Raw genomic sequence first — 24,701 nt, 5'->3', positions numbered from 1 at the left:
TGACCCTTAACGCGAATCCCAACCCCCTTGGCCCCCAGTGACGCGTCGCGCTGACGCGACATGCTGACACGTTGTGCCAATTAGCTGAAGTGAAACGAGGCCCGGACCCGGCGCCTTTGTTGGTGACAGGTTCACCAATTAATGCAATTTAACGACTTATCAGTGCAAATTATTGACGTGTCGCTGCAAAACGCGAGCGTCACCTGGGGTCCACCTTCGGTTGGGACGCGCTGAGCGACCCCGCGAACAGAAAGGTAAGGGGCACATGGGTCAGGAAACACGGCCGGATCACCGGCGGACCGTTGGCCGCGCGCTCGTTGCGCTCGGCGCGCTCACGCTTGCATTGCAAAGCGGGGCATGTAGCTCGGACGAACGGACGAATGGGGAGGACGTTGCAAAAGATGACATCGGGCAAGCAGCGTCACCCGCCACGGCGTATCCGGCCGGACGCGGCGCCGCGGTCCCCTGGATCGAGCACCAGGCGGAAGACAATCCGACGAATGCGCAAGTCATCGGGCCTTCGCGCATCAAATGGGATGCAAACCACATCGAGGCAGAGGCCATTGGCCGCAAGGCGGTGCGCCTGACGCAGACAGGGCACTACGTGTCCTTTCGCACGACGGCGCCGGCCAATTCGATTGTCGTGCGATTCTCCATTCCCGACGCCCCGAACGGCGGCGGCATCGACAGGACGCTCGGCCTCTATGTGAATGGCACGCGCGTCAAGACGCTGAACCTCACCTCGCGCTACGCGTGGTCGTACAAGGGAGGCCTCATCGGCGATCCCATCGTCGACACGCCCGCCGAGCAACCGCACACCTTCTTCGACGAAGTGCACGTCCTGCTCGATTCCATTCCGCAGGGAGCAGAGGTGAAGCTGCAGCGCGATGCCCAGGACACGGCGGCGTTTTACGTGATCGACCTCGTGGACTTCGAGCAGGTCGCGCCAGCGAAGACGATGCCCGCGGGCTTCCGCTCGATCACCGAGTTCGGCGTGCAGCCCAACGACGGATTGAATCACGCGACGGAAATTCAGAATGCGCTGCGCGCCACCTCCAAACTGTGGTTCCCACCGGGCGAGTATTTGGCCACCAGCATCTCTGGAGGCAATGTCGGTTTGGACAACCCGGGCACCGAGGTGCGCGGTGCGGGTGAGTGGTACACGACCCTGCGCGGACCCAAGGCGCTGTTCTTCTGCATTGGCGCCAATACGAAGTGCGTCTATGGCGATTTTGCCGTCTTCGGCGAAGCGAAGGCGCGCGCCGAGGAGACGCAGGGCGTGCAAAAGGCATTTGCCGGCCCGCTGGGCAACGGCTCGCTGCTGGAGAATCTGTGGATCGAACACGAGGTCGGTGCCATTTGGGTGGGCAACGATCCTCCGTACCAGGATGCACCGACGCAAAATTTGACCATCCGCAATTGCCGCATTCGCAACACGTATGCCGACGGCATCAATCTGGACAACGGCACGTCGAATTCGCTGGTCGAGAACGTTCACTTCCGCAATACGGGTGACGACGCGGCCGTCGTTTGGTCGATCAAATGGACGAAGTGGGTCAAGGAGATGACCTACCGCTTCGGCGACAACTACATCAAGCCCGAGGCCAAGAATGCCCCCGACCAGGGCATTGGGCACGGGAACACGTTCCGCCACATTACGGTGCAGATGCCCTGGCGCGCGAATTGTTTTGCGAGCTATGGCGGGTACGACAACCACTTCGAAGATAGCATCTGCGAAGACGTGCTCACCTACCCGGGCATCCTCATCGACAACGAGTTCTCCTCGTATCCGTTCAGCGCGCCGGTGACCGTTTACAAGAACATTTCACTGAACCGCGCCGGCGGCACGATGTTCTTCGAGAATACGTCGCGGCCCTGGAACCACGGCGCGCTCAAGCTGTACATGCGCGAGGGCGACGTGAACGACATCCTCGTGGACAACCTGGAGATCATCGACCCCACGTTCTCGGGCATCGAGTTCCGCGGATTCGGCCATGCGTATGCGCCACCCGGCGAACGTGTTTCCGAGGAGTATTTGACGGCGGCGGACAATGCCAAGTACACGAACGTCACGCTGAAGAACATCAAGATTACCAACTCGGGCACGTACGGTATCGAAATCGTCGACAATGCCACGCGCGGGCAGGTCACCTTCGAGAACGTGTCGGTCGCGGGCTCGGTGAAGGGTCCGCTCGATCAGGGCGGCGCGCCCGGATCGTTCTTCAATCGCGTGGGCTCGAACCCCGGCTGGGAGCCCAATGGCGGTGGCGGCAACGACGCAGGCACGCCGGATAGCGGGCAGCCGGATAGCGGGCAGCCCGACAGCGGGCAGCCCGGCGGCAATCTGGCCTTGAACAAGCCGGTCAGCGAGAGCAGCCACACGCAGAACTACGCGGCGACGAACGCGGTCGACGGCAATGCGAGCACCTATTGGGAGAGCAACAACAACGCCTTCCCGCAGACGCTCACCGTGGACCTCGGAGCGGCGCGCAACGTGAACAGAATCGTGCTCAAGCTCCCGCCGCCGTCGGCCTGGGGTGCGCGCACGCAAACCTTGTCCGTGCTCGGCAGCAACGACGGATCGAACTTCGGCACCACCCTCGTGAGCTCGCGCGGGGTCAATTTCGATCCGGCCACGGGCAACCAGGCGACCTTGACCTTCACGACGACGTCGCAGCGCTACATCCGGCTGAACTTCACCGGCAATACGGGTTGGCCGGCCGGGCAGGTCTCGGAGTTCGAGGTGTACGGTCCCTGATGGGATTAGCGCGGAATAGGAACGAACGAGACGGTATTTTCGGTCATATTCGGAAGTAGTACGCGAGTGCGCTTGGGGTCGTATCCAATGTCGGCCCCAAGCGTGTTGGCGAAAAGGGTTTTCGCAGCCGCGCCGGCGCGCACGCTGTAAATGGCGGGGCCGTTCCAGCTGGAGACGAGGAGCTCGCCGGTCTCGCGTTTCACCACACCGTCGAGCATGCCGGTGGGCAGGGTGGAGCGCTGGAGGATTTCGCCGGAGAGGCTCAAGGTGATCCACTCACCGCTTACCAGCGTGACGATTTCGAGCTTGCCGTCGTTCCACGCGATGCCATTGGGCGAGCCGAGGTCACCGCGGGCGATCGGGCGCGGGGTCTCGCCTTCCTTGATGGCGTAGACGGCCTCCGTACCGTTGGGAACGAAACGGGAGCCTTCGCGGCGGACGGCGGAGTCCGTGACGTAGACCGTGCCGTCGGGCGCGGCGTCGACGTCGTTCAAGAACGTGGCGCCGGGGATGGCGATGCTGCCGCGTGATTCGCCGGTGTCGGCGTCGTAGAGGCGCACGCGGTCGATGTCGGCGACGTAGAGGGTGCGGCCGACCAGGGCGGTTCCTTTCGGCGCGCTCAACCCGTCGGTGGCGCCGCGGCCGTCGATGAAGCGGAGCGCGATCAGGGTGCCGTCGGGTGCGACACGCGAGATGAAGCCATCGTGATCCACGGCGAAGGGATCGCCCTGGATGTTGCTCACGAAGTATTGGTCGCCCTCGGGGTCGTAGAGCACCGACTCGGGCGCGGCGAAGCCCGAAAGCGGCGGCGGCGGGGACGCGGCCGGCGTGCTCGCGCATCCGACAACGGCGAGGAAAAACGGTGCGATGAAGAGAGCATGCGATGTCATGCGCGGGAACCTAGAGTGCGCCTCGGGCGAGCGTGTGCCCGCTCCGCTCGATCGTGTGCCCGTTCCGCTCAGTTGCAGGGCGCACCGGCACGGGTATTAATGGAGCGTCATGCTGCCTCGCGCCGCCGCCATGGGGAACTTGATCGCACTCGCCGAAAAGGCCACGGAGCGTCAGGGCGCAAACCTGACCGCGGCCGATGGGGCGCGCCTGCTCGCTTATGCATGCCGCTCGCGCGAGCGCATCGCGCGCGTCGAGGTGGAGTCGCCCTGGATGGTCTTCGTCCTCGAGGGGCACAAGCTCGTCGACATGGGCGCCACGCACATCGTCCGCGCCGGCGAGGCGCTGCTCCTGCCGCGGGGCATGTCGATCGGCATCACCAACGTGCCCGATCCCGAGTCGCGGAACTACCGCGCGCTGGCCGTGGAAATGCTGGGCGACTCGCATGCGCGGCTGCTCCGGCACCATGCGGACCTCGCGCACGGTACGTGGCTCACGGGCAAGGCGCGCACCTTGCGCGTCGGGCTCACGGTGTTGCAAGCGCTGGCGCATTTCTGCGAAACGCTGCTCGATCCCGGGGCGCATCCGCGCATTTTGCACCACCGGCTCGAGGGGCTTTTGCTCGCGCTCCTCGTGGAGGACGAGCTGCCGCAAGCCTCGATTGCGCGCGCCCAAGCGTCGACCGACGTGGTGCGCGCCGTGCGCCACCTCGTGCGCGAAGCGCCGGATGCCCCATGGCCCGCGCAGAGTGTGGCACACCGCCTGGGGCTCTCACCCGCGACCCTGCGGCGCCGTCTCGGTCGCGACGGCACCACCTTGCGCGCGATTCTTCTCGACGAACGCCTGGCGCTCGCCAACGTGCTGCTCGGCGACGGCCGGCTCGCGGTGGCCGATGTCGCGCGTCGATGTGGATACACCTCCGCGGGGAAATTCTCGCGACAGTACGCGCGGCGCTTCGGCGTCTCTCCGAGCGCCGCGCGCTGAGGCAAACGCCGCCCAAAGCACAACGCGACCGTCGATTTGACGGACGACGGTCCACGAGCAATTCTGCTCCGATGTCCACGCCCCCCGATGTCGACTCCGCCGCTGCGGCCGCGCTTCCCCGCGACGAGCTCGTTGCGATGGTTTCTCGCGCCCACGAAGGCTCGGCCTACGCCGAAAGTACCCAAGCGGGGCGCGCCTTGGCGGCTCAATCGAAGCTGCCGAAGATCATCGCCGAGAATTTGGGGGCAGGTTTCGGGCAGTGGAGCTTCTTTCCCGATGCCGGGGAAATCGTCGATTTTGCGTGCGCCTACACGCCCCCCTCGACGGAGGACGAGATCTGGGCGATCGCTCGCGGGTGGGCTTCCGACGACGCGGCATCGCGTCACACGATCCTGGCCCTCGTCGGTCGCGAGATTCTGCAGCACGAGCTTCGTCGCATTCCCGTGCCCAAATTGCTCGAGTTGGTCGATGAGGCCCGTCCCGCACGCGCCCTCGCCCTGCGTGCCAGCTTGGGCCTCGAGGTTCCGCCGGCCGCGGCCGCGAAGCCCGCTCGAAAGGAAAAAAAGCCAGCGGCAGGCAAGGCCGCGCCCAAGCGGGAAATCCCAACGCGCATGCCGCGTCCTACCGCCACGCCGCGCGCCAAGGCCGCACCCGAGGCCCCGCCGAAACGATTCGCGCATCCGAAATTCGGAGAAGGAGTGCTCGAGCGTCAAGATGGCACCGGCCCCGAGGCGAAGCTGACCATCAAGTTCGATTCGGGATCGAAAACGCTGCTCGCACGCTACGTGACGGAGCTTTCGACGTGATGAACGCCGCATCCGCACATGAAACGGGCGTGCCGGTCGAAGATGTCCATGGCCAGGGGTAGCACGGCGAGGAGCCGCTCCTTCGATACGCCGTCCCGCGCTTGAACGGAGATGCCATGCATCAAGATGGCAAAGAGATCGCCCAGCGCCTGGGCGTCGGTGTCGGGTGCAAGCTCGCCCTCGCCGACGGCCTGCTCCAAGCGCTCGACGATGGAGGCCGTGCGGGCGCGGCGGTGCTCGGTGAGCCAGTCCAAGATGGGGGCGTTGTCCTTGGCCATGTTGGTGGCCGCCGTCACGACCATGCATCCATGCGGCTTGCCCGGGCGGGTGTACGTCGCGGCGGCTTCGCGCAGCATGCGCTCCAGGGCGCCGCGTGCGGTGGGCTCCTCCGCGAGGGCGCGCGTGGCAAATCCGCCTTCGCGCGCCTCGTAGAGATGCACCGCCTCGCGAAACAGGTCCTCCTTCGAGCCGAACGCCGCGTAAATGCGCGCCGAGGCGATGCCCATTTCGGACACCAGATCCGACATGGACGTCCCCTCGTACCCGCGAGCCCAAAAGGCATCGCGCGCCCTCAACAGCGCTTCGTCGCGATCGAATTCCCTGGGTCGGCCGGCCATGATTGTCTTATTGAATGAAGGACAAATAATCCAATTTCCGTCAGGGACAATCCGGGATCACGTTCCCATTGTTGTCCTTGGCTTCGTCATTGCCCCAGCGCGCTAGGTAGTACGCCGAGACGTACGCGTTGTGGCCGTTCTTGCCCGCGTAGGTCAGGTCCAGGTCCGTCCGCAGCCACCAGTGGTTGAACTGATCGCCCTGACGCACCTCTTTGCCCCATACCTTGCAAAAGACGTAGTTCGTGCCCTTGTAGAGCTCTCCCTGGGCATCGGACATGTTCGCGTCGTTGTAGCCGACGGCGTTGGCGAAGGTGTCGACCCACCACTGGCCTCCCCCGCCGCCTCCGCCGCAATTGTCGCTGGTTAGATAATTTTGATAATACTGACCAGGATACGGCAGCCCCGATCCATTGATTGTAATATTCTGCCCCACGCCGTTGTACAGCTGCTCGTAGTGGATGTGCGGGCCCGTCACGTTTCCGGTGGCGCCGGTGAGACCGATCTGCTGCCCTTGTTCCACCCACTGGCCGTGGGAAATGGAGAATTGCGAAAGGTGGAAGTAGTACGTCTTCCATCCGCCACCGTGGTCGATGACCACGTAATTCCCTGCCCCACCTGCTTCGTAGTACCGATACGCGGTTCCGGCGGCCGAAGCGACATTCGGCGTTCCGTTGGTCGAGCCGCCGTCGGTGCGGATGAAATCGAGTGCGCGGCGGACCTCCGCCGAGTGGTGGCTGAACGTCCATTGCTGGCCACACGGAAATGGCGCCTTGAAATTGGGCGCGAGCATGGCGGCGGCCTGCTGCTCGAGATTGGACACCTGTTCGACCGGCTCCGGCGTCGTCTCCGAAGCGCACGCGAAAAGACCGGTCAACAGCGGCAACACAGAGACTGCGACGCGAATGGCTTTCATCGGTCCCTCTCCTGGCATTGGGGTGACACAACCCGCTCGTGCGATACCCATGTCACTTTTAGCAGTAATACAACGTTGTCAGTAGTGAGATTTGATATCTCCGACACGAAATAGGTCTTACATCGCGGAGCGTCGCGACCTACCGCGGCGTCTCGCGATCTCTGATTTACGCGCATCAACTGAACGGGCTTGCTCGTCATGAGCAACTTCTGCCCAACCACCGTCGTTCGATTTCCGTACGCGAGGCGCTGGCGCGATCCATCCTTCGAACATGGATTGTGCGACCCGATGGCTTTCACGCGGTGGCGCGTACGGCATGCGTTCACGAAATCGTCGGAATCCATTGCGTGGCTTATTTGGAAAATGTTGTTTCCAAATCGTCGAAACGCATTTCGACGCAGCGCACGTGAGGTCCCCCATGTGGGCGTGGCGCGTCACCCGAGCCGGATCCGCCCGCTTGACCTCGCCGCCGGGCCTTGAGACCCTTGTAGGATGCACCTACCGGTCCCGCCGCCCGTCCTGCCCATGCTGGCCAAGCGTGTCTCCGCCCTGCCCGAGGGCGAAGGATGGATCTTCGAGCCCAAGTGGGACGGCTTTCGTGTGCTCGTCTTCCGCGACGGCGAGGAGATCTTCATTCAGAGCCGCGACGAAAAGCCGCTCAATCGTTATTTTCCCGAGCTCATGGATCCGCTCCGCGCCCAGTTGCCCGAGCGCTGCGTGCTCGACGGCGAATTGGTGATTGCGCGGGGCAGTGCGCTCGACTTCGAGGCATTGCAACTTCGCATTCACCCGGCCGCGTCGCGCATCAAGCTGCTCGCGGGGGAGATGCCCGCATCGATGGTCTTTTGGGACGTCCTCTGTCTGGGCGAGAGCGATCTGCGGGAGTTGCCCTTTCACGAACGGCGCACCCGGCTCGAGTCGTTGCTCGCCGCGGCCGAGCCTCCGCTGCACCTCACGCCGGCCACGACAGATAGGACGTCCGCGGAAGACTGGTTCAAGCGATTCGAAGGCGCCGGTCTCGATGGGGTGATGGCCAAGCCCGCGGCGGGCGTGTACGAGCCGAACAAGCGCGTCATGCTCAAGGTGAAACACGAGCGCGAGTGCGATTGCGTGGTGGCGGGCTTTCGCTGGCACAAAGGCGGGGAGCACACGGCCATTGGGTCGCTGCTCCTCGGCCTCTACGATGACGCGGGCGCACTGCAGCATGTGGGCGTGGCGGCCAGCTTCACCACGAAGAAGCGCGCCGAGCTCGTCGAGTATCTGGCGCCTTACCGCGAACGTGCGTTGGAGAACCATCCCTGGAAGCATTGGGCGGAGGCGATGGCGCCGGGTGAGGATGCCGCACCGGGGCAGCGCATGCCGGGGGGCAAGAGCCGTTGGAGTCAGGGCAAAGATCTCTCGTGGGAGCCCCTCCGCGCCGAGCTCGTGGTGGAGGTCGCCTACGATCATATGCAGGGTTCACGCTTTCGTCACACCGCACACTTTCGCCGGTGGCGCACGGACAAGAAGCCCGCCGATTGCACCTACGCGCAGCTCGAGGTGGTGGCACCGCACGAGCTGTCTTCGATTTTTGGAGCGGCGAAGCGCTGACGGCCGTTTACACCGAGAGGCCGACGGTGGATTCTGCGAGCGCATGCAACGGGCGTGGCGCCGAGGTCTCTTCCTAGGAGGCATCCTGGTGTTGGCCGGGATGGCGTGCTCGCTCGACGGGTTCAGCCGCGACTTCGACGAGAGCGCACGGCGAGGCTGCGAGCCGGAACGGGGCGTGAAGCTGTGCAAGGACTTCGAGGAGAACGAATCGTACCTTGCCGGTTTCGAAGCCGACGTGGGCGACGGCGGAGGCACCCTGGGCCGCGACACGGTGGCCTCGATCTCGCCACCAAGCTCCTTGGTGGCGGTGCTTCCCGCGGAGGCAGCCCGCCGCGTCGCGGTGATGTCGAAAGCCTTCGTGGGAGCAGATCCGACCCGAATCCGCCTGGCAGCCCAACTGCGCCTCGTCGCGTTTCCGCAGGTCGAGGACATGAAGGCCGAATTCCTGAAAATCGGATTCACCCAAGGCGTAAACCTGGTGATCCTCGTCTTCAGGAACAGGTTGTTCGTATCGCGTCGCGCGGCAGGGCATTACCTCGATTGCGGGTCGCTGGGCGAGATGCCGGACGGGAGCCAGGATCATTGGGCACGGGTCGAAATCGTCCTCGAGGCGGGCCCGCCACTCCGGCTGAAGGGCCGTCGGGATCGATCCGACTGGGTCCCGCTGGAGGCGTGTCCCCTGGATTGGCCCCTCACCTCCCCGACACTGCACATCGGCATGCCCTATGCCAAAGAGGGCCCAGGGTCATGGATCGTCCGCTACGACAATGTCGTTTTCGACTTTTCGCCCTAATGGATTTTGGGGTCTGATCAGGGCGCTACGATGGAGATGAACACGTCGACGATCGCGTTCGCGGGGTCGCGCGCGCGCTCGTCGTAGACTTCGAAGTCCGCGACGAAGGCACGGGCACCCTCGTTCCAAGTCCAAATGCGCTTCCACACGTCCGGGACGACGTGGGCGGTCGGGCCTTGGTTCGATTCGAAGATGGCATACTTCGCTTTGGGGACCGCCCGTGCCACGAAGCCTTCGGGGAGACCATCGACCGACGTTACCTCGGTTCCGAGCAAAAGCGAGTAGGCGCCGTGGATGCCATTTTCGTAATTCGAATAGACGGCCAGGATGGGCGCCCCGGGTTTGCGGTGCGGGATCGCTTCCAGGAGGCCCTCGGCGAAGAACCGTTGCCATAGTGCCGGGATTTTCCCGCGGGAGGAAAGCTCGTCGGCGTTGGTCGTGCGGATTTCGATCCCGACGACCTCGAAGGCGTCGCGTTCGGCGTATTTCATATATATTCACCTCTTCACAGGGAGACGACGGGGACACACATCTTGCAACGGAATACACCTTTGCCCGGATCCAGTATGGGTTGCGGAGGATACCATTCGAGGTTCGGTCCGTTGGCGGGCTGGTAGCCACTGTCGAGCAGTGCGCGGTACACGGCGTCCCATGCAGGGTCGACGTCGGACGGCGCGCCCACGAATGGGAATACCAGGAAGTCGCCGCCCGGCAACACCAAGGACGAGGCCTGGGCGTCGGACATGGGTCGCGTGACGATGACGCAGGCGTCGTACCGACAGAGTTCCGGCTCCGTGATGGCCGGGTCGTCATGGAGAATGCCGACGCACTCGGTGTCGGCGTCCACCATGCCCATCGCGTCCGCATGCGCCATGAGTCGCATCCAGAGCTTCGTGATCGCGTCGCTGCCGTAGGTGCCCACGTAATGCATGGCCACGGCGTCGACGCGCGGCAGTCGTTCGATGCGTGGTCGTGCGGGTTCGGCGGCGGGCGGCATGCTCGTTCCTCGAAGGGTGAGTTTCTCCCACACGGGGTCGCTCAGGTCTGTGCCGATCTTGCCATCTTTGCTCCGGGACCTCTCTTTTTCGCCGAGCAACCGCGCACGCCGCGCCGCCGCCGCACTTCGCCGCCACTCGGTCGCACTCGCGCCGAATTGCCTGCGAAAGGCCCGAGAAAACGCGGCCGCATTCTCGTATCCGTACCGATTGGCCACTTCGAGGATCGTCGTGTGCCTCTGCACATGGATCTCGCGCGCCGCATGCTCGAGGCGCCTTCGCTGCACGAACGCGTTCACGCTTTCGTTCATCATGGCGCGAAACACGCGGTGAAAATGAAACGGCGACAGGCACGCCACACGCGCCAGGTTCTCCAGCGCGAGCGCCTCCGCCATGTGCTCTTCGATGTACACGAGCACGCGATGGATACGGGTCCTGTACTCGGCCCGAGAGCTGTCGCGCATTCCGTCAGTGTACCGCGATGGTGGGGAGATGTGTCCAATGGACATCCCACGCAAGGCCCCTTTGTCGCGACGTCGCGAATTGACTTCCACCGGGGTATTGGGAGAAAGGAAGGTTCGGGAATTTTCGGATGCCAACCTACGCGCGCGACTCACTTCATGAAAGAGCCTTGACGCGTGTGGGGACGACGGTTCAGCAGAAGTACCGGATCACCCGGCTGCTCGGCGTCGGAGGGATGGCCGCGGTGTACGCCGCCGTGCATCGGAATGGCCACTCGGTGGCCATCAAGTTTTTGCTTGATTGTCATAGCTACGATTCGGTCGCGTATCGACTTTTCCGGCGCGAAGCGTACGTGGCCAATCGGGTAGGCCACCCGGGTGCCGTTCCCGTATTGGACGACGACGTCGACGAGGACGGCTGCACATTTCTCATCATGCCACTGCTGCAAGGGCAAACGCTCCGCGCGCGTTGGGAGCGGGCGGGCAAGCGCCTGCCCATGGTCGAAAGCATCGTAGGCATGCTCGATGTGCTCGACGTGCTCGCGAGCGCGCACGCCAAGGGCATCGTCCACCGAGACATCAAGCCGGACAACCTGTTCGTCACCGCCAAAGGCGAGGTGTGGGTTCTCGACTTCGGCATCGCCCGTCAGAACGACGCAAGCGTCGCGACGATGACCGGTCGCGTGATGGGGACACCCGCGTTCATGCCGCCCGAGCAGGCCCTCGGAGACCGCGAGGCCGTCGGGCCATCCAGCGACTGTTGGGCGGTGGGGGCGACGCTCTTCGCGTTGTTGTCGGGGCAACTCGTGCACGCGACGAATGGCCCGGGCGTGCAGCTGGCCGCGGCGGCGACGCGACGTGCACGTCGTTTGGCGGACGCCATGCCCGATGTCCCCGCGCCGGTGGCGCGCGTCGTCGACAAGGCGCTGGCCTTCGAGCCGGCCAATCGGTGGGCGTCCGCGCAGGAGATGCGCGATGCACTGGTGAATGCGTTGGAGGAGGTCACGGGCGAGTCGGCCGCACGGATCATCCCGCGCATCCGCGCCGACGTCGCGGTGCAATTGTCTCCCGATGCCGCGGATCAGGAGGAGACGCAATCGCCCGATCGCGATGTTCCCGATGGCGCGACGTTGCAGCCACTGCGGCTCGGTACCGCACCGCCTTCGCGCCAACTAGGTTGGTTGGTGGCCCTTGCCGCCCTCGCATCACTCGCCATGAGCATCCTACTCGCCCGCACGCACCCCGCACCGACGGAACGGAGGCCGAGCGTTTCCGTGGAACAGCCCCAGGTCGAATCGGACTTTGGCCCTCCGGGGGCGGCCGTTCACGTGAAAACGGGACTTCAAAATTGGCGCGATGCTTCGAAGCTCGGTGCGCGCAAAAGCTTCGCCATCAACTCAGCCCACGTGACCGCGCCTTGCTCGATGCATTTACGCCGCTATTGACGATTCCCATCGATCACGAGCTAAGCTTGCAACGCTTGCTCGCGATTCGCGAAAATTTCCCGAACGATTGGCTCGTCATGACGGGTCTGGCACACGTGTACGCGGCGAAGGGTGACACGGCGAAGGCGCTCGAAACTACGGACGACTATCTGCGACACGATCCTTCGCTTGGACTAGCCTGGGTGGAGAAAGGGATCGCGCTCCACAACCTCGACGACGTCGACGGCGCACGGGATTCGTTCAAGGAATGCGTGCGGCTGTCGGCCTATGCCGATCGGTGCCTCGAGCGGCTCATGATCCTCGAGGGAGCACTGGGCCGATGCACGGATGCGGAGCGGTACGCACGCACCCTGATGAGCTTTCCTTCCACGCGGCGCTGGTGGGCGGTGCGTCTCGCCGGGGCCATTCTGGGGCGCGGAGGGTCCATCGAGAGTGCCCGCGAGGCGGTCAAGCACCTTGGTGCCAAATCTCCAATAGAGCCCGAAAACGGGACGCGGTTCCACGTCCTGGAGGGCGCGTTGTCCGAGGCAGAACGCGGCTTCGACGAGATGGCTCGGGCAAGCGTGAATGCGAAATACGAAGATGTGCACGCATCGATCGCAGAGCCATCGTTCAACCTCGCCATGGAGCTCGGGGAGCTCCCACACGCGGTTCGCATGGCATCGGAATACCTCGCCAAACGCGAAGCGTGGATTCCCGTCCCCACCGTCGAAGGGGAAATGCTCGCGCTTCGCGTGCAGTATCTTGCCGGCGGGCTCTCGCGCGAAGCGTTCGCCAAACGACGCGAGGATTGGCTTGGCGGCCAGGGCAAGACGCTGGAGATGTCCACGGACAAGATGTACGTATGGACCGTCGCGTACGCCCAGGCGAGCAAGACACCCGAGGACGCACAGGACGCCCTTCGCGCGCTCCCTCGATTTGGGACCCTCGGGGCCAATGTCGGTGGCGTCGCCGCCCCGAACGCGATCGGCCACATGTACTCGTTGGCCGGCGACGACGAGCGCGCCTTACCCTACCTTCGAGACGCCACCGCGGCGTGCGACATCGTGGACAACCCTTTCGAGCATACGTGGGCTCATTTGCATCTGGGAACCGCCCTCGAGCGGACAGGTGACACGCCGGGAGCCTGCACCGCGTACGGCGTCGTCTTGAAGCGATGGGGCAAGGAGCCCCGCAGCGTATCCGCCAACGCGGCACGCGCGCGCTACCGTGCACTGCGCTGCTCCACCACGCTGCCATGATCCTGCGTTGGGGGCCGTGGGCCATTTCAGCGGTGACCCTTGCCATCTCGGTGCCGGCGCGGGCGCAGCAGGGCGACTCGATGATCGCGGGCAAGATCACCAATGGAGAGTCCCGAGCGGCGGTGCGGGATGCCATCGTCTCCATCACGTCGCCCGAACTCCAGGATGCTCCGGTCGTCGTGACCGATGCAACGGGAACGTACCGCGTGCCATCCCTTCCCCCGGGGATCTATGACATCACGGTGCAGGCGGAGCCGTTTCGAGACTACCGCCGCGAGCACATTCAGGTTCATGCCCATACGACGGTCCGTCTCGACATCGCCCTTCTTCCCGAGAGCTTTTACAATCCGGAAGTCGTCATCCCGTCGCGCACGCCGATCATCGACACGGCGTCGACCATGTCCAGTACAAACGTCGACAGCGAGTTCCTGTCCCGCGTTCCCATCACCAGCCCCGGTGCACACGGTGGTGCGCAGCGCACGTTCGAGTCCGCCGCAGAGGCGGCGCCGGGTGCCGGTGCGGATCTTTACGGAACATCGATTTCCGGCACCTCGTCGCCGGAGAACGCGTACATCGTCGACGGGCTGCGCACGAACAATCCGCGGTATGGCACCAACGGCTCGCCGCTCTCCATCGAATTCGTCAAGGAAGTGAGCGTTCTCTCGGGTGGCTACATGCCGGAATACGGGCGCGCGACCGGGGGCATTCTGGACGTCGTCACCAAGTCCGGTAGCAACCAGTACCACGGCTCCGTCTGGGCCAACTGGACTCCGGGGGCCCTCGAAGGTTCGCGCAGGAACCCCTATTTCGTGAACACGGCCATCCAAACGCGCCGCTCGTTGGGAAATATTTACGATATCGGCTTCGACCAAAGCGGCCCGCTCGTGCGGGACAAATTATGGTACTACGCCGGCTTCGACGTCGCGCGGGCGATGTATGACTTGAATCGCACCATATACCGCGTCGACGGCACGGAAGTCGACGGATCGAGTCGTACGTACCGGGCTTCATTCACGTCGTACCAGGTATTCGCCAAATTGGATTACCGCCTCGACGCGAACGACAAGGTCGCATTGACCTTCGCCGCCACGCCGACCACGTCGGGCGGTGAAGGCGACTACTCGGTGAGTCCCCGCACGGGGCTGGTCGAGAGCGCGCCCCGCGAATTCAACCTCACGGGCGCGTACGGCGCCTTGGCCCACACCCGGCGCTCGGGCGCGTACGACACCGTTTTCAAGTGGACTTCCCATTCCCAGAACAAATCGCGGATCCTCGAGACCACATTGGGTTGGCACCACGAGGTTGGCGGCAGCCTCGGCGCCGACGGCTTCGGCGTGGGGAGCGGCTTGGGACTCGCGGCCTTGCCCGCCATCACCTACGGCCGCATCACCAACATGCGCGGGATCAACGATTTCGAACGGGTCCCCGGCTGTGAGACGGCGGCACTCTGCCCCGTACCGCAATACCGTAGCGGCGGGCCGGGATTCATCGAGCAGCATCTCTACGACACCTATGCCCTCAAAAGTGTTCTCACGCTATTGGGACAGGCGGCGGGCCACCATGTGATCAAAGCAGGGGCGGAACTCGAATGGGCCACGTCGTGGGCCAGTCGGGGGTGGTCCGGTGGCGGCAACCTTGGGGAACACTACACGGGGAAACGCTTCAACGGGACGAGCACCGGCTACTTGAGGGGCCCCGATCAGGCCGTCGTTTTGGATCGCTACGTGACGCGCTCGAATGGCATCAGCGCCGGCGCGTTCCTTCAAGATAGCTGGGCCATCGCCGACCGCGTCACCCTCAATGCCGGTGTGCGCTACGATAGCCAATTCCTCTTCGGCAGCGACGGCAAGATCGCGCTTGCACTGCCCCATCAGCTCTCGCCAAGGGTCGGGCTCGTGTTCGCCCCGTTTCACGACGGGCGCTCGAAGCTTTTTGCGAGCTATGCGCGGTACACGGAGAGCGTACCGCTCAACCTGGCCGATCGCGGAACGGAATCGTCCACGACGACGTCCGTGCGCACCGATGGCTCCCGTTTCATCTTTCCGGCGGCGGGCGGCCGGCTCGGTTACGGGATTCCCGATCGCGCCTACACCCCGGTCGGGGGTGGCAAAATACTCGTCGACCCGGATCTGCGCGCTCCGTCCTCGAGCGAGATCAGCGCGGGCTTCGAGTTCGAGCTCTTCGCCAACGCGCGCATCGGCGCAAGCTACCTTCGGCGCTGGATGAACCAAGCCGTCGAGGACATGAGCAACGACGAGGGCATGACCTACTTCATCGGCAACCCGGGGCGGGGCATCGCCAAAGACTTCCCCGAGGCCCGCCGTGACTACGATGCCGGTACGCTCTATTTCACCAAGCTTTTCGCCCAGGGTTGGTTGGCGCGGGTGAGCTACACGCTGTCCTGGTTGCGCGGAAACATGTCGGGCCTCTATCGAACGGACACGGGCACGCTCGAGCCGCATACCAGTGTCGATTTCGATTTGAAATCGCTGCTTGTGAACCAAACGGGCGATCTGCCAGGCGATCACCGGCATAGCATCAAGGTGTACGGGGCGCGCGATTGGGTGCTGACACGCTCCGGGACACTGCAGCTCGGCGCTTCGTTGCAGGCGCGCTCGGGTGGGCCCACGAATTATCTCGGCGGCCATATCATCTACGGACCCGATTCGGTCTTCATTCTTCCCGGTGGAAGCGGCGAGCGTCTGCCGTGGAGCAGCTCCTTGGGCACGCATACCGCCTACGTTTGGCATTTCGACAACGGAATCTCGCTTTCGTTCACCGTGGACGTCTTCAATTTGCTCGACCTCCACGCCATCCTGGCCCGCGACGAGCAGTACGTGCAGACGGACGTGCTGCCCATCCCGAGGGGTACGGTGGCGGATCTCCCGGGCAAGCTCCAGCGCTCGACCGGGGAGCCATTTTCTCCGTCACAGCTCAATCCCAACTTCGGAAATGCCACCTATTATCAGGAGCCGCGGCAAATCCGATTTGGCCTACGCGGAAGCTTTTGAAGCGCGCCGCTTCTTTCGCAGGACGAGGCCGCCGGCGAGAACGGCGAACGTCAACGTTACGCCCCCCATCGGAACGGTACCCGTCGAACTCTGGCATCCGGATGACTCGGCCTCCGACGGTGTGCTCGGATTGCCCGGACCAGGTGGCGCAGCGTCGGGCGCGCCGTCCGGGCCAGCGTCCAGCGGTGTCTCGCCGGAGCCCGCGTCAGGGCTTTTGCACGCGCCGGTGTAGGGCCCTGCATCGGAATCTCCACCTAGCACCTCGTGATCGAGAAAGACCCAAGGCACCATGGGCTGCACGCCTCCGTCGTGATTTCGATACCGTGCCCTGAGCGAATGCATACCGGGCGAGAGAACGCACGTCGGATACTCACCCCACATGACGGCTACGTGGGTTCCAGGCACGGGCCGTTGAAAGGAATAGCTGGTTCCAAGGAGTTGCTCGCCATCGAAGTACTCGTACGTTCCCTGCGGTACCTGCAAAATCGACTCGCCGGTCCGGAGTCTAACGGACTCGCCATACGAGGTACGGGCAGGCTGATGACCCACACCGGAACCGGGCTCCCTGTCATTCATGACTTCGACGAAGAGAGTGGTCGACAAGGAGCCATGGGTGCTGTCGCCAACGTACTCGACGGAAATGCGATGGGTGCCAGGTGCGAACCCATCAGATACACTGTGCCAGACGAGCCCGGAGGGATTGGGTGGCCCCTCGAACAAGAGACGACCTTCTTCGCTGAATCGAACGGTCCCCGACAAGGTGCCCGCAGACGCCACGATACGGGCCGCGAGTGACACGTATTGCGCACGCGAGGCCAAGACGTGTTCAACGGAAAGGGTCGTTCCGCCTTCGACGACGTTCTGAACGACCGTTGCCGTGCTCGGATTGAAATCGTCCGAGCCAACGTAATTCGCCGCGACGGGGTACGATCCTGGTGAGTTTGGACGACGTACGGGAAAGCGACCATAGGGCCACGAGTCGGGGTATGGCTTGACCTCCGGCGGATTGGCGCCTCCTTGAACCAAAACGTCCCCGGAAACGAATCCGCGCCCGGGGGCTACCGGCTGGACGAAGACCAAAAGGCCCTCGTCCCGATTTGCGGTTGCGGGGTTGGCATCCAGTACGACGGTTGTGATCGTATCGGCTTTGTTGATCACCTGTTCGAGAACGGTGGAGCGAGAGGCTGTGGCCTCCGCGTTGCCAACGAACTCCGCAACGAGCTCGTGACGTCGCGTCGTGAACGTCGACACGTGAAACTCGTGCTCGGCGGGATATGTGGCCGTGTACACGTTGGAGGGGCCATCGTGTATTTTGATGACCCCCGACGGCTCTTTGCCATCCGACGTTTCCACGTGCACCGCGAGAACGACCTCTTCGCCGTGAACGGACGAGGGGTTCGACGATGTCAGGGTGGTGGTGGTCGAGAGAGACGCCGCCGAAGCAGAACTGGAAGCAAGAATGACAATGGACGCGCAAAGAAAGCCAAGTCGGTTCAAACGACCCCCCTTTCAAGGAGGTTCAACGTAGCGGAATACGCGTCATCGCCCAGCACAATACGCGCCTTCGGCAGCACGATTTGCCACGCAACTTCGGGACTCGGCTGGCCGATTGCAGTCGAATCGGGTTCCGGGCAAGCGAGGCCTTACAAATTGCTGCAAAGCGGATCGCCCGGGTGGCACGGAGCCTCTTCCGCAGGACGCGGGGGCGGCGGTTTCTCTTGTTCGTCGGCGGGCGCGGCCGGCGCGATGAGCGCTCGACGCGGTGCGGTCACGACGGCCATCGTGGGTGCATTCGGCATGCGCGCGGGTGGCTCGTGTCGTTCGCGCCGCACCGCCGAGAGCTGGCGTTCGAGCTGCGCATTGTTCGCGTGCACTTTGGCCAGTTCGATCGAGAGTGCGGCCGATTTGGTTCGCTCGTTGGCCATGGCGCGCTCCATTTGCGTCAGTGCGGCACTGCGCTCTTCGAGCATACGATGCGAGGCCTCGGTCCACCGCCCCACGCGCGCGGGTGAGACTAGCCAATAGTAACTCGACCCGAGCAACACCAAGGCGAACACCGCCCCCATCAGCGCAGCCAGCGCCTTGGTGTACGTGTCATTCTCTATTTCGGTTACGTAAGTAGGCGGCGTAGGCGAGGCCCGCGTGCGCTCGAGGCGGGCGGCCTCGGCGCGCTGCCGCCGCCATTCCCATTCGCGTTCATCCGCGGCACGTCGCTCGTTGGCGGCCTGCGCGCGGAGGATCTCGTCCTGCCTCCTACGTTCGCGCTGTTCTGCGCGAACGATGAGCTCCTGCAGGGTGGTCGATTCCGAGTCGTCGTGGATTCCAATGGAGGGGCACGGTGGCGAGCCGTTTTCCTCGTGCACGGGAAACATATCCGTCTCTGATGGCCCGGCCGACGAGCGTCCGTCGCACGAAATCAACAGAGCCGAAAAAGTTTAGCCCGCGAAGCCTTTGCTGCGCAAAATCGCCTCCACGCGGGTGCGGTGGGCGGCTTCCCACGCCTCCAACGTTTCGCTGGCCTCTTTGGCGGCACCCTTTTGGGCGGCGGCGAGAATGGAGTCGGCTTCGCCGAGGGGGATGACGACGATGCCCTCTTCGTCGGCGACCACCACATCGCCAGGGGCCACATGCACGCCGCCGCATCGCACGGGTGCGTTGAGGGGAGCGAGCTTGTCTTTGATCCCGGGAATGGGGATGACGCCGCGGGCGAAAACGGGAAAGCCACATTCCCGCACCTCGGCGAGGTCGCGGATGACTCCGTCCACGACGAAGGCGGCAATCCCGTGCTTTTGGGCAATGGCGCAGACGTTTCCTCCGGCCACGGCGTAGTTCGTGTCACCGCCCGCGTCGACCACCACCACCGAGCCCGGCGGGGCGCGGTAAATGGCAGCGTGCAGCATCAAGTTGTCGCCCGGCTCGCACCGGACCGTGTACGCGGGACCGGCCACGCGCGGCATCCCCGCCCACAAGGGACGGATGGCCATATCCATGACGCACTCGCGGGTCACCACATTGGCGAAATCCGTGGGGGACAGCGTTTGGAACAGCTGGTAGTCGCTCATGCCCCGGCATGTTACCGGCCGGGTCGCCGCTGCGGTATGCCGTCTCGACGCGCCTACGGCTGAAGAGGGATTTGAACAAGGAGATCGGGAGATCGGGAGATTCTGATTTTCATGAAAAACCTCCCGATCTCCCGATCTCCCTGTCAAATCATCTCTGGCCGTCTTCATCCGGCAAGGGGGTACGGCCGATGGCTGTCTAAGACGATTTCCGGCGTGTGGCTTCGCGCCAGGCGCGGGTCGGGTCGTCGTCGGGATCGGGCGTCTCCTGCGGCGGGCGCGCGTCCTCGGGGACGTGGCGGAGGTTGACGCGGATACGCGTCCAGGTGGAGGAGCGGCCGCGCATCGCGTCGATGAGGACGTCGTCGATGGCGAGGTGCGGGACGACGTCGGGGTACTTCGCCTTCCATCGCTCCAGGCCGGCGAGCGCGGCTTCTTTGTCCGGCGAGTGCGCGATGATGAGGAGCGGCATCTTGGGCGCTCGGCTGCGCGGCGCCTTGCTCGTACCTTCGCTGGCGGCCTTGACGCCTTTGGCCCGCGACGGGGCGACACGCGTGGTCTCGCTGTCGCCCTTGCGGAAGTGCGGAGGCCATGGGGCGTCGCCGAGGCCCGCGGCCTCGTCACGCTCGGCGAGCTCCAACAGCGGCTCCAGCGAACCGGGGAACTCGTCCATGCGCGCGTGCGGATCGCCGCGTTCCGCAAATCGTGCCGGCACCGTCAGCACGGTGAAATCGGCCGGATCGCAATCGGGCACCTCGCTCCACTCGAGCGGCGTCGACACGCGTGCATCGGGTACCGGGCGCACCGAATAGGCGGAGCAGGTCGTTCGGTCCTTCGCATTCTGGTTGTAGTCGAGGAAGACGCCGTGGCGCTCCTCCTTCCACCACTTCGACGTCGCGAGTGCCGGCACCCGCCGCTCGATGGCACGGGACAACGCCAGCGCGGCGCGCCGCACGTCGGAGAAGGACCACCGCGGCTCGATGCGCACGTTGATATGGATCCCACGTGAGCCGCTGGTCTTGGGCCAGCCCACGAGGCCGTGCTCCGCCAACAGCGCCCGCACCTCCAGCGCCACCCGGCGCACGTCGTCCCAGACGACGCCGGGGCCCGGATCGAGATCCACGCGCAGCTCGTCGGGATGCTCCATCGCGGTCTCGCGCACCGCATGCGGGTGCAGCTCCAGGCAGCCGAGGTTCACCACCCAGGCGAGCCCCGCGGCGTCGTCCACCACGATCTCCTGCGCGGTGCGCCCGGAGGGAAAGGCCAAGGTCACCGTGCGAACCCACGGCGGCCTCTTCTCGGGGGCGCGCTTTTGGTAGAACGCCTCCCCCTCGGCGCCGTCGACGAAACGCTTCAACACGATGGGCCGCCCGCGGATGCCGCCCAGGGCGCCGGGCGCCACCGACAGGTAGTAGCGCACGATGTCGAGCTTGGAGAGCTTCGTTGCCTTCGTGAAGTAGGGCTTGCTCGGGTGGGTGACGGTCACGTCGTGCCCGCCCACCGAGAGCACCTCCGATTCCTCGTTCTTCGCGTTGGTGGCCACCCTACGACGCTACACGAAACACCGGAAGGAGCAGCCTTCCTTGACGGGCTGAGTCTTCCGGGGTACTAGCCCGTCTGCTTTCGGTGCCGATTCGGGCCATCGCCCGGGCGGCTCAAAAGGGAATCCGGTGAAAATCCGGAACTGCCCCGCAGCGGTAAACGGGAACGAACATCGCCAACGACGCACTGGGCCCTCCCTCTTCAAGTCATACCCCAACAGCGGGGTCTCGGGCCTGGGAAGCGGCGATGCATAGGAAGACGGCTCCACCGAGCCACCACGCCCGTGAGTCCGAAGACCTGCCGAAGGTGGCGCGACGCCGATGTTTGGCCCGCGCTTTGACCTGAGTCTTCGTGGGGAAGGCGGGCAACGTGGATGCGGTTTCGGGCGGTAATCAAAGGCGGAACGATGGCGGCGCTCTCGATGGGCGCGGCGCTGGGCTCCATGCCCGCGTATGCCGAAGAGCCTGTCGCCGAAGTGCACGTGACCGGTGATGCCGTGCGTGATCCCATCGCGCCAAAAGACCGCAGCGTCGCCAGCTCGGTCGTACCGCGCGAGCGGCTCGCCGGACCGGGCCTCGAGGCGCAGGACGTACTGCGCACGCAACCCGGCGTGGCCGTCAGCGAGTCCGGCGGCTTTGGTGCGCCCGCCACCGCCGCCATCCGAGGCGCCACGGCCGCCGCCACGCCCGTGTACCTCGCTGGCGTTCGCCTGAACGATGACGTGGCCGGCACCGCCGACCTGTCCATGGTGCCACTCTGGCTGATCGATCGCATCGAGATCTACCGCGGCAACGCCCCGCTCGAAGCCGATCGGCTCGCGCCCGGCGGGGCCATTTTTTTCGAGCCTCGGCGGCCTCAATCGAACCAAGGCGGCTTTGGCTATTACGCCGGCTCCTGGGGCACGAGCAAAGCGTGGGTGCATCAAGCGCTCCACGCCGGGTCGGTGCAGGCACTGGTCGGGGTGAGCGCGGATCATGCCACGAACCGCTACCCCTTCGTCGATGACCACGGCACGCTGTTGAATGGAAGCGAGGGAACCTCCGCGACCCGCGAGAACGCGGACCAGCGCACCCTCGAAGGCTGGGGCCTCGCCCGCGTGGACCTCGGCAAGGGCGCCTATGTCGACGTGCTTGCCAACGGCATCCGCCGCGAGCAAGGCGTGGCCACCCTCGCCGTGCTCCAATCGAGGCGCGCGCGCGGTCGCACCGAGCGTGCCCTCGGGGCCATCGCCCTGCATGTGCCGCTCGATGCGCGCGATCGCTACGCGCTCGATGCGCGCACCTCGTTTCTCGTCGGCTCCACCTCGTACGACGACCCGTTGCGCGAGCTCTCGTTGCAAACCACGAAGCTCGACATCGTCGGCCGCCGCATCGAGCAGTCCGTCGCCGCGCGGCTCGAGCTCGGCGACCGCTTCACCCTTCGTCCCATGGTGAACGTCGCGCACGAGCGCATCGAACGCGATCCCGACGATGTGCCCATCGGCCGCGCGCACCGCGAATTCGGCCGACTCGCGCTCGGTGCGGAGGCGCGCCTCCTCCCCGGCGTCACCCTGCGCGCGCTCGGCAGCGGTGAGTGCCACCACACCGGTGCGACCGATGCCACGTGCGACGTGCTCGAGCCCACCGGCCGCGTGGGGGTGCAGCTCGGCGATGGGCGGGTGCGCATGCTCGCCAACCTGGGGCGCTACGTGCGCGTGCCGACCTTGGGCGAAGTTTACGGCGTAAACAGCACGGTGCACGGCAACCCGAACCTCCGGCCCGAAGACGGCTACACGGCGGATTTGGGGGTGCGCATCCAAACGAAGCGCGGCGTCTTCCTCGAGGGCGCGTTTCTCGATGCCTTCGTCTTCGCGCACTCGGTGGACGGGCTCATCGCCTACCAGCGCGCCGGCCAGGGCTACGTCGTTCCGTACAACGTCGGCCGCGCGCGCGTGCTCGGCGCGGAGCTTCTCGGCGGTGTTGCGCTCACCAAGATCGTGCGCGCCGAGGTGGCCGCCACCTTCATGGATCCCCGCGACACCTCGCCGGAGCGGACCACGGTGAACGACATTTTGCCATTCCGCTCGCGGCTCATCGCGGTGCCGCGCCTTCGCGCGGATTGGAAGGGCGCGAACCAAAAGGGGCCGAGCGCCATCGGGGGCGAAGCGCGCGCCGTCTACCAGGCGAGCCGCTACGCCGATCCTGCGGGGCTCGGGGTCATCGACGAACAGGTGTCCTTCGATCTGGAGGCGTACGTCGCATGGTTCGACGGCGTGCTCACCACGCGCGCCCGCGTGGCCGATCTCTTCGATGCGCGGCGCACGGACATCATCGGTTATCCGCTCCCCGGACGGAGCGCGTATTTCGGCGTGGAGGCCTCATGGTGAAGCATTCGTTCTTCGCGCTCGTGTTTCTCGCAGCCTGCAACGTCTCGCCCGCGCCTCAGTCCACGGGCGGGATCTCGGTGGGCGATGCCGGCACCCCCGATGCGGGGTCTTCCTGCGAGCGCGCCGTGGCCGTCGTCACCAGCGATTACAAATCGACGAACATCGTCGTCTCCTCGCTCGACGGCGTCACGCAATCGCAGTCGTTCGTCTCGAGCGGCGCGGCCAAGCCGGGCCTCGCCCTCGCGCTTTCCGGCGACGTCGACGTGCCGGCCACCGCGCCAGGCTCGAAGCGCGTGGTCATCCTGGACCGCTACGGCACCAACGTCATCACCTGGATGGACCTCGGCACCGCCCGCGTCCTCGCGCAGCTTCCCGTCGGCACCGGCTTTCAATCGAACCCGCACGATTACCTCGACGTCGACGCGCGCCGCGCCTACGTCTCGCGCTACGGGACCAACCCATCGCCGGGCGCGCTGCCCCTCGACCAAGGCGGCGATCTCCTGATCCTCGACACGGAGAAGTACGCCATCACCGGGCGCATCCCCATGCCGGAAGACGATCCCGGGCTCCAGGCCTGCCCCGACGCGATGACGTGGCTTCGCGGCCAGGTCGTGGTGAGCCTCGGCCGCTGGGCCGCCGACTTTTCGCGCACCGGCGACGGGCGCTTCGCGGCGATTTCCCCCGCTACGAACCGCGTCGTGTGGACCCTGGACATCCTGGGCCTTCAGGCGTGCGGGCGCTTGGCCGTTTCGCCGTCCGGCGATTTTGCCGCGGTGGCGTGCTCCAGCAAGTTGGACATGTCCACGCAGAAGTTCGATCCCAAGGGCAGCGACATCGTCCTCTACGACACGACGGTGCTTCCGCCCAAGGAGATCCGCCGCTTCGACCTGGGTAAGAGGCTCGACGTTGGACTTCAACCGAGCCTCACGTTCGCGAGCGAAGATCGCATCTTGGCGCTCTCCTACGGCGGCAACGGCAAGGTTGGCGATGCCGCCTTCGCGCTGAATACGACCAACGGTGAGGTCACGCCGCTGGCCGAGGCCCCCAAGGCATACGTGCTCGGTGGCATGCACTGCGCGCCCGGTTGCGGCGATGTCTGCCTCCTCGGGGACGCGCAACGCAACCGTCTGCGACGATGGCACGTCTCCGCCGAAGGCCGATTCGAGCCGCTCGACGACGCCGTGCTCGACACGCTGATCGGCCTGCCGCCGCGCTCCATCGGAGGACTGTGAC

19 protein-coding genes and 1 riboswitch are annotated in these 24,701 nt (G+C 65.0%); of the genes, 10 read left to right on the top strand and 9 right to left on the bottom strand.

The window, feature by feature from the left end:
- Positions 1–265 precede the first annotated feature (265 nt).
- The gene (locus tag LVJ94_50555; GenBank protein ID WXB05125.1) at positions 266–2,758 is read left to right on the top strand and encodes a discoidin domain-containing protein; all 2,493 of its coding nucleotides are present in this window, start codon (positions 266–268) and stop codon (positions 2,756–2,758) included.
- A 5-nt stretch (positions 2,759–2,763) separates the two neighbouring features.
- Here LVJ94_50555 and LVJ94_50550 read toward each other — a convergent pair whose 3' ends face one another.
- Entirely contained in the window at positions 2,764–3,648 is an 885-nt protein-coding gene (locus LVJ94_50550) for an SMP-30/gluconolactonase/LRE family protein (GenBank protein ID WXB05124.1), read from the bottom strand.
- 109 nt (positions 3,649–3,757) lie between these two features.
- Between LVJ94_50550 and LVJ94_50545 the strand changes: the two genes are divergently transcribed.
- Both LVJ94_50545 and LVJ94_50540 read left to right on the top strand, forming a co-directional pair.
- Complete coding sequence (locus LVJ94_50545) at positions 3,758–4,630, top strand: AraC family transcriptional regulator (GenBank protein WXB05123.1); 873 nt, start codon at positions 3,758–3,760, stop codon at positions 4,628–4,630.
- Between the two features lie 71 nt (positions 4,631–4,701).
- Positions 4,702–5,436 carry a hypothetical protein gene (locus tag LVJ94_50540; GenBank protein ID WXB05122.1) on the top strand — a complete coding sequence of 245 codons (735 nt, stop codon included), beginning with the start codon at positions 4,702–4,704 and terminating at the stop codon, positions 5,434–5,436.
- On the opposite strand, the gene LVJ94_50535 is transcribed toward LVJ94_50540, so the two are convergent.
- Together LVJ94_50535 and LVJ94_50530 are read right to left on the bottom strand one after the other, a co-directional pair.
- Positions 5,412–6,053: a TetR/AcrR family transcriptional regulator gene (locus tag LVJ94_50535; protein ID WXB05121.1), complete on the bottom strand. Its 642-nt coding sequence runs from the start codon at positions 6,051–6,053 to the stop codon at positions 5,412–5,414. The two genes, LVJ94_50540 and LVJ94_50535, sit on opposite strands and share 25 nt — an antisense overlap.
- A gap of 40 nt (positions 6,054–6,093) precedes the next feature.
- Positions 6,094–6,966 carry a M23 family metallopeptidase gene (locus LVJ94_50530; GenBank protein ID WXB05120.1) on the bottom strand — a complete coding sequence of 291 codons (873 nt, stop codon included), beginning with the start codon at positions 6,964–6,966 and terminating at the stop codon, positions 6,094–6,096.
- Positions 6,967–7,458: 492 nt separating this feature from the next.
- Between LVJ94_50530 and LVJ94_50525 the strand changes: the two genes are divergently transcribed.
- Together LVJ94_50525 and LVJ94_50520 are read left to right on the top strand one after the other, a co-directional pair.
- Positions 7,459–8,556: an ATP-dependent DNA ligase gene (locus tag LVJ94_50525; protein WXB05119.1), complete on the top strand. Its 1,098-nt coding sequence runs from the start codon at positions 7,459–7,461 to the stop codon at positions 8,554–8,556.
- Between the two features lie 43 nt (positions 8,557–8,599).
- Positions 8,600–9,349 (top strand): hypothetical protein, encoded by a 750-nt coding sequence (locus LVJ94_50520; protein ID WXB05118.1) that lies wholly within the window; start codon positions 8,600–8,602, stop codon positions 9,347–9,349.
- 17 nt (positions 9,350–9,366) lie between these two features.
- Here the strand turns inward: LVJ94_50520 and LVJ94_50515 are convergent, their stop codons facing one another.
- Together LVJ94_50515 and LVJ94_50510 are read right to left on the bottom strand one after the other, a co-directional pair.
- The gene (locus tag LVJ94_50515) at positions 9,367–9,840 is read right to left on the bottom strand and encodes a GyrI-like domain-containing protein (GenBank protein WXB05117.1); all 474 of its coding nucleotides are present in this window, start codon (positions 9,838–9,840) and stop codon (positions 9,367–9,369) included.
- A gap of 14 nt (positions 9,841–9,854) precedes the next feature.
- Positions 9,855–10,808 carry an AraC family transcriptional regulator gene (locus LVJ94_50510; GenBank protein WXB05116.1) on the bottom strand — a complete coding sequence of 318 codons (954 nt, stop codon included), beginning with the start codon at positions 10,806–10,808 and terminating at the stop codon, positions 9,855–9,857.
- A gap of 176 nt (positions 10,809–10,984) precedes the next feature.
- Between LVJ94_50510 and LVJ94_50505 the strand changes: the two genes are divergently transcribed.
- From LVJ94_50505 to LVJ94_50495, 3 genes are all read left to right on the top strand, one after another.
- Positions 10,985–12,250 (top strand): serine/threonine protein kinase, encoded by a 1,266-nt coding sequence (locus tag LVJ94_50505; GenBank protein WXB05115.1) that lies wholly within the window; start codon positions 10,985–10,987, stop codon positions 12,248–12,250.
- A gap of 77 nt (positions 12,251–12,327) precedes the next feature.
- Entirely contained in the window at positions 12,328–13,491 is a 1,164-nt protein-coding gene (locus tag LVJ94_50500; GenBank protein WXB05114.1) for a hypothetical protein, read from the top strand.
- Positions 13,488–16,502 (top strand): TonB-dependent receptor, encoded by a 3,015-nt coding sequence (locus LVJ94_50495; protein WXB05113.1) that lies wholly within the window; start codon positions 13,488–13,490, stop codon positions 16,500–16,502. The genes LVJ94_50500 and LVJ94_50495 overlap by 4 nt, the downstream gene beginning before the upstream one ends.
- Here LVJ94_50495 and LVJ94_50490 read toward each other — a convergent pair.
- From LVJ94_50490 to LVJ94_50475, 4 genes are all read right to left on the bottom strand, one after another.
- The gene (locus LVJ94_50490) at positions 16,485–17,999 is read right to left on the bottom strand and encodes an Ig-like domain-containing protein (protein WXB05112.1); all 1,515 of its coding nucleotides are present in this window, start codon (positions 17,997–17,999) and stop codon (positions 16,485–16,487) included. The two genes, LVJ94_50495 and LVJ94_50490, sit on opposite strands and share 18 nt — an antisense overlap.
- 146 nt (positions 18,000–18,145) lie before the next feature.
- Positions 18,146–18,874: a hypothetical protein gene (locus tag LVJ94_50485; GenBank protein ID WXB05111.1), complete on the bottom strand. Its 729-nt coding sequence runs from the start codon at positions 18,872–18,874 to the stop codon at positions 18,146–18,148.
- 63 nt (positions 18,875–18,937) lie between these two features.
- Positions 18,938–19,564, bottom strand: a complete 627-nt coding sequence (locus LVJ94_50480; protein ID WXB05110.1) for an RraA family protein — start codon at positions 19,562–19,564, stop codon at positions 18,938–18,940.
- Positions 19,565–19,760: 196 nt separating this feature from the next.
- Positions 19,761–21,104 (bottom strand): DNA polymerase domain-containing protein, encoded by a 1,344-nt coding sequence (locus LVJ94_50475; protein WXB05109.1) that lies wholly within the window; start codon positions 21,102–21,104, stop codon positions 19,761–19,763.
- Positions 21,105–21,168: 64 nt separating this feature from the next.
- A riboswitch (cobalamin riboswitch) is annotated at positions 21,169–21,423 on the top strand.
- 86 nt (positions 21,424–21,509) lie between these two features.
- Between LVJ94_50475 and LVJ94_50470 the strand changes: the two genes are divergently transcribed.
- Together LVJ94_50470 and LVJ94_50465 are read left to right on the top strand one after the other, a co-directional pair.
- Positions 21,510–23,468: a TonB-dependent receptor gene (locus tag LVJ94_50470; protein WXB05108.1), complete on the top strand. Its 1,959-nt coding sequence runs from the start codon at positions 21,510–21,512 to the stop codon at positions 23,466–23,468.
- A complete protein-coding gene (locus LVJ94_50465; GenBank protein WXB05107.1) occupies positions 23,462–24,700 on the top strand; it encodes a hypothetical protein in 1,239 nt (412 codons plus the stop codon). Before LVJ94_50470 ends, LVJ94_50465 begins: the two co-directional genes overlap by 7 nt.
- Position 24,701 lies beyond the last annotated feature (1 nt).

The sequence above is a fragment of the Sorangiineae bacterium MSr11367 genome, from assembly GCA_037157805.1.
GTDB classification, from domain to species: domain Bacteria; phylum Myxococcota_A; class Polyangia; order Polyangiales; family Polyangiaceae; genus Pendulispora; species Pendulispora rubella.
This window is presented reverse-complemented; position numbering and strand designations above follow the sequence as displayed.